Genomic DNA, 4,767 nt, shown 5'->3' on the forward strand with positions numbered 1-4,767 from the left:
CGCGCAGTCAGGCCGGTGTGCCGATGGCAACGTCAGCCGGGCAGCCGGTTGAGCTTGCGGATCTGCTTGTCGAAGATCCGGGCGGGGGCGACGCGGCGCAGCGTCCGGATGCGTGCGGCGGTCGGGCCGGCGGGGTAGCGCAGCTTCGGCTTCGGGTCGGTGGCCGCCGCGACGATCGCCTTGGCAACCATGGCGGGCTCGTCGCCGCCCTTCAGCCCCTCCGCCAGCACCTCCTCGAAGATGCGCCCTTGCTGGGCGTAGGCCGGCAGGGGGGTGTCGCCCCGCACCACGCTCCCCTCGAACGGGGTGCTGGTGGGGGCGGGCTCGACAAGCAGCACCCGCACGCCGTGCTCACGGACCTCGTGGTCCACGGACTCGGAGTAGCCCTCGACCGCGTGCTTGGACGCGACATAGACGGCCATGTGGGGCTGCGGGACGAAGCCCGCGACGGACGAGACGTTGAGGATCCGCCCGTTTCCCTGTGCCCGCATGTGCGGTAGGACGGCCCTCATCATCCGGATGACGCCGAAGACGTTGACGTCGAACACCTTCTGGTCCTGCGCAAGGGAGAATTCCTCGGCGGCACCTGCCGACCCGATGCCGGCGTTGTTGACCAGGACGTCGATCCGCCCGAAGCGGTCGATCACCTGCTTGACCGCGGCGGTGACCGACTCGTCGCTGGTCACGTCGAGGTCGAGGAACGTCACGCCGTCTTGAGGGGACAAGCCGCGCGTGTGCCGGCTCGTTCCGGTTACCTCGAAGCCCGCCTGGGCGAGCGCGAGTGAGGCTGCCTTGCCAATGCCAGAGGACGCGCCCGTGACGAGCGCCACCGGCCGGGTTGTCGACATCGCGGACTCCCACTTCCTTTTAAATTACGTTCGTTTATCTTACGATCATAAGACTACATGAGAACGGGCGGATGGCAAGTAGTCGACCGCACGACGCGGAGGCGCTGACGGTTCCACGCTTCGCCCCGCGGGACGTACCCGACGACTTCGAGATGGTCCTGCGCAGGCACGACGGACGCGACCTGCTCATCGAAGGGGTACCGATCACCAGCACCGCGATGTCGATCGTGCCGCAGAACGACCTCCACCACGGCATCTCCCGTGACGACGACCTGTACAGCTGCACGATGTCGCCGTCACGCATCCGTCTCGACGGTGTGGACGGCGTCGGTCACCGGGAGCTGTCGATGCTGAACCAGCTCGTCGTCGGTTAGCGGTACGCCCACCGCGCGACGAGGACACAGCTCGAGCTCCAGAGCGGGCGAGATCGTCCGCTCCGACCGGAGGCGCCGTCCCCGAGTCTTTCGGGCTGCCTCCACTGAACGCCGACACGCGTCTGGATCCTGCCGGCGCCGGGGCCAGACGCCGACAGGACGCTTGGACGCGGACCATGGCCGCCGAGGCCCAGGAGGACCGCCGCCTGGCAGAGGCCGGAGAAGAAACGTCAGGCGCGGCTACGCAGTGGCCGGCTCAGACAGGCCACCGTGTTCCGCCACATCGCGTCGTGGTCCATCGGTGTACGCGCGTGGTCCTCGGACATCTCACGATATGCCCGGTAGAGGTTGCCGACCAGGCGCTCGGCGTCGTGCCAGCGCGCGAACTCGCCGAGGTCGGCGGCACGTGCGGCCTCCAGTTCACCGGGTTGGTAGCGAGTCTCGAAGCGCGCCAGAAAGGCCTTCTCCTTTCCCACCGGCGGCCGGCCGGCCGGCCGAGCGGCCGAGCGGCCGAGCGGCCGTTCACCAGCAACTCGACCTCGTCTGCGTCGGAATAGTGCTCAGTGACCGCTTGCCACCGCACGTCGATGCGCGTCGCGAACGTCTCGGAGCCGACGAGGATGCGGTTGGGAAACAGCTCGCGATCCAGGGCTAGCGAGAATCGCCGTAGTTCAACCCGGTGACGTCGAGGACGGAAGCGGATTCCTCGGTGGCCTGTGTGACCAGGTCGTGCCCGGCGGCCGCGCTCCGGACGTGCCTCACCTGCGCGCGATCGAGTCGTAGCGACGTAGCGCCTTCGTGTGCGACGCCAGGGAACGCCGTCGCTCGTCACCCAGACCCACGGTGAGGTTCACCGCCATCGGCAACAGCACCTGTGCCACCGGGTCGTCGAACCCGGCGAAATGCTCGGCAAGTTCTAAGTCGATGTAGCCGTGGGCGAAGATCCACAACTGCGCAGCGACGGTGTCGGGATCCTGCCGCCGGATACGGCCGGAAGTCACCAACCGCGCGCAGGCCTCGGTGATGTGCGCGTACGCGCCGCGAAAGGCTGGTGACCGGCCGCTGTAGCGCAGATCCGATTCCGACAACGGCCGGTAGGTGGCCCGGGTCGACAATCCGAACATCAGGTCGTACAGGTGCGGGTTGGCGCGGGCGCCCTCCCGGGTCGTCAACGCCATCGTGAACAGGTCCGCCGCCGCGTCGTCGGTGGGCGGAACCTGCGAGTATGCCCGGTCCAGTTCGGTGAATCCCTGATCCGCGACGGCCCGGATCAGCTCGGGGATGCCACCGAAGTGGCTGTAGACCACCATCGTCGACAGCCCGGTCTCGGCCGCGACGGTGCGTGCCTTGACGGCCGACGGCCCCTGCTCGGCCAGCAACTTGATCGTCGCCCGGATGAGCCGCTCCGGCACACCGCCGGCCCGCGCTGGGTCCTCGGACATGGCGCCCATGTTTCCACCCCAACTCGTGCAGTCCTGGCGGGACTCCTGGCTTGACCAGGGTATATAACTTCGTTATCGTCGTCGTCAAGGCAGGTCTGACTGATCCGCTCGGGCGGCTCTACCCGCAGTTGACCCGCACTCACCAGGGAGAACGGCCATGAAGGCGTTCGTCGTCGAGAAGTACGGCCAGGACGGGCTCCGCGCCGCCGACATACCCCAGCCCACGGTCGGCGAGCAGGACGTTCTGGTCGAGGTCAGCGCCGCCAGCGTCAACCCGCTGGACAAGATGGTCCGCAACGGCGACTTCAGACGGCTGTTGAAGTACCGGCACCCATTCGTGCTCGGCCACGACGTGGCCGGCGTGGTGACCCGGGTCGGTTCCGCTGTCACAGACTTCACGGTGGGTGACGAGGTCTACGCCCGCCCGCGCGACCTGCGCATCGGCACCTTCGCGGAATACATCGCGATCAACCAGGACGACGTCGCGCTCAAGCCCGCCTCGCTGACGCTTTCCGAGGCGGCCGCTGTCCCGCTGGTCGCACTGGCCGCCTGGCAGATCCTCGTCGAGCAGGCGCACGTGCAGCCGGGCCAGGACGTCCTCGTCCACGCCGGCGCCGGCGGGCTGGGATCGACCGTCATCCAGCTCGCCAAGCACCTCGGTGCCCGTGTGGCGACGACCGCGGCCGGGGCCGACGCTGATCGGGTGCGGGGTCTCGGCGCCGACATCGTCGTGGACTACCAGAAACAGGACTTCGCCGACGTCCTCTCCGGCTACGACCTCGTGCTGGACTCCCTGGGTGGCGAGAACCTCACCAAGTCTCTGACCGTGCTCAAGCCCGGTGGACTGGCCGTCGGTGTCACCGGCCCGCCCGACGCAGCCTTCGCCGGGCAAGTCGACGCCCCCATGTTCATGGGCCCGGTGATGGCGCTGCTCAGCCGCAAGGTCCGCAAACAGGCCAAGGACCTCGGGGTGCGCTACTCGTTCTTCTTCATGCGGGCCGACGGTACACAGCTGCGCGAACTCGCCGCCCTCTACGACGCCGGCCGGCTCCGGTCGGTCATCGACCGGACCTTCCCGTTCGACCAGACCCTCGACGCGCTCGCGTATGTCGAGCAGGGCCGCGCCCACGGGAAGGTCGTCATCTCGATGCGATGAGGGGTGCCATGACCGCAACCGGAATCGCCATGGCAGCGCGGTCCCGACCCCGCCGGCCACGCGGTTGGTGATCATGACCCTCCACGTCATCCGCCCGTTGAGCGCGATGACCCGCTGCCTGAGGGGCTGAAGCTGGACGCTGTCGATCGACAGCTGGCCCGGGCCGTTGTCGCGGACGTCGATGAGGAGGTTCTTGCCGTCGCAGTCCCACTGGACGCGGATCCTGGTGACGCCTGACTGGTCGATCAGGGTAAGGATCGCGTCTCGGACGACGGCACGTGCGCCGTGGGCTACCTCGCTCGGGAGGGCTCGGCCGTTGACGGGTGGCGCGACGAACTGGACCTTCATGTCGCGGTATTTGACGAGTGGGCGCAGGTCGTCGCGGAGCCGCTCGAAGGCACTGGTGCCGTTCCCCTCTGCGGTCAAGAAGCTCGGTCCGCGGGCTGGGATCGCCGACCGGAGGCTCGGCACGCAGGCTGGCTGCACAGGTAAACGATCACTTCTAGCACGGTCAAGATCCACATCTCCTGTGGACCCGATCGGCTCCTCGTTGTCTGTTGCCCGGCGCCGAGGCGTCATGGGCGTGCGCCGCCAGCCATGACTGATCGAACCCGCGGATCTAGCCGAGTTTGAGTGTGCTTGATCTCGCGGCGTGGTGCCGGTTTAGTGGGGTTTCGAACTGAATCAGGGAGTGCGGCCGGTCAGGGGGTGCCGACGGGTTGGCCGCTGGCCGCGTCCCACACCATGTTGCGAAGTGCATCGGCAGGGTGCCCCGAGGCCGGCCGCCGCTTTGCACGGGGTTTCGATCGGGACTCGCGGGCGCTACCCCAGCTGGTCGCGGCGGCGGGTCAGGTAGGCGATCTCGGCGGTGTTGCCCGCCAGTTTGATGGCTTTGTCGTACGCCGCGCGCGACTGCTGACTTCGGCCCAGCCGGCGCAGGATGTGGG

Annotated in this window: 5 protein-coding genes and 1 pseudogene; 2 read left to right on the plus strand and 4 right to left on the minus strand. The window is 68.1% G+C overall.

What is annotated here, in order from left to right; translation table 11 throughout:
* Window positions 1-32 precede the first annotated feature (32 nt).
* Window positions 33-848 (minus strand): oxidoreductase, encoded by an 816-nt coding sequence (locus tag U9980_RS11220; protein ID WP_322767860.1) that lies wholly within the window; start codon window positions 846-848, stop codon window positions 33-35.
* Between the two features lie 71 nt (window positions 849-919).
* Between U9980_RS11220 and U9980_RS11225 the strand changes: the two genes are divergently transcribed.
* Window positions 920-1,222, plus strand: coding sequence for a hypothetical protein (locus U9980_RS11225; protein ID WP_322767861.1), 303 nt, complete (start codon window positions 920-922; stop codon window positions 1,220-1,222).
* A 230-nt stretch (window positions 1,223-1,452) separates the two neighbouring features.
* Here the strand turns inward: U9980_RS11225 and U9980_RS11230 are convergent, their stop codons facing one another.
* Together U9980_RS11230 and U9980_RS11235 are read right to left on the minus strand one after the other, a co-directional pair.
* A complete protein-coding gene (locus tag U9980_RS11230) occupies window positions 1,453-1,698 on the minus strand; it encodes a hypothetical protein (protein WP_322767862.1) in 246 nt (81 codons plus the stop codon).
* A gap of 282 nt (window positions 1,699-1,980) precedes the next feature.
* On the minus strand, window positions 1,981-2,673 hold the full coding sequence (locus U9980_RS11235) for a TetR/AcrR family transcriptional regulator (RefSeq protein ID WP_322767863.1): 693 nt from the start codon (window positions 2,671-2,673) through the stop codon (window positions 1,981-1,983).
* 148 nt (window positions 2,674-2,821) lie between these two features.
* Between U9980_RS11235 and U9980_RS11240 the strand changes: the two genes are divergently transcribed.
* Window positions 2,822-3,820 (plus strand): NADP-dependent oxidoreductase, encoded by a 999-nt coding sequence (locus U9980_RS11240; protein ID WP_322767864.1) that lies wholly within the window; start codon window positions 2,822-2,824, stop codon window positions 3,818-3,820.
* An 822-nt stretch (window positions 3,821-4,642) separates the two neighbouring features.
* Here U9980_RS11240 and U9980_RS28520 read toward each other — a convergent pair.
* Window positions 4,643-4,767: pseudogene (locus U9980_RS28520) on the minus strand (RNA polymerase sigma factor); the annotation flags it as partial.

The organism is Protofrankia sp. Cr1 (assembly GCF_963555865.1).
GTDB lineage: Bacteria > Actinomycetota > Actinomycetes > Frankiales > Frankiaceae > Protofrankia.

Coding starts and splice junctions, on each gene's coding strand:
- U9980_RS11220 (WP_322767860.1), bottom strand. CDS start 848: ATGTCGACAACCCGGCCGGTGGCGCTCGTCACGGGCGCGTCCTCTGGC.
- U9980_RS11225 (WP_322767861.1), top strand. CDS start 920: ATGGCAAGTAGTCGACCGCACGACGCGGAGGCGCTGACGGTTCCACGC.
- U9980_RS11235 (WP_322767863.1), bottom strand. CDS start 2,673: ATGGGCGCCATGTCCGAGGACCCAGCGCGGGCCGGCGGTGTGCCGGAG.
- U9980_RS11240 (WP_322767864.1), top strand. CDS start 2,822: ATGAAGGCGTTCGTCGTCGAGAAGTACGGCCAGGACGGGCTCCGCGCC.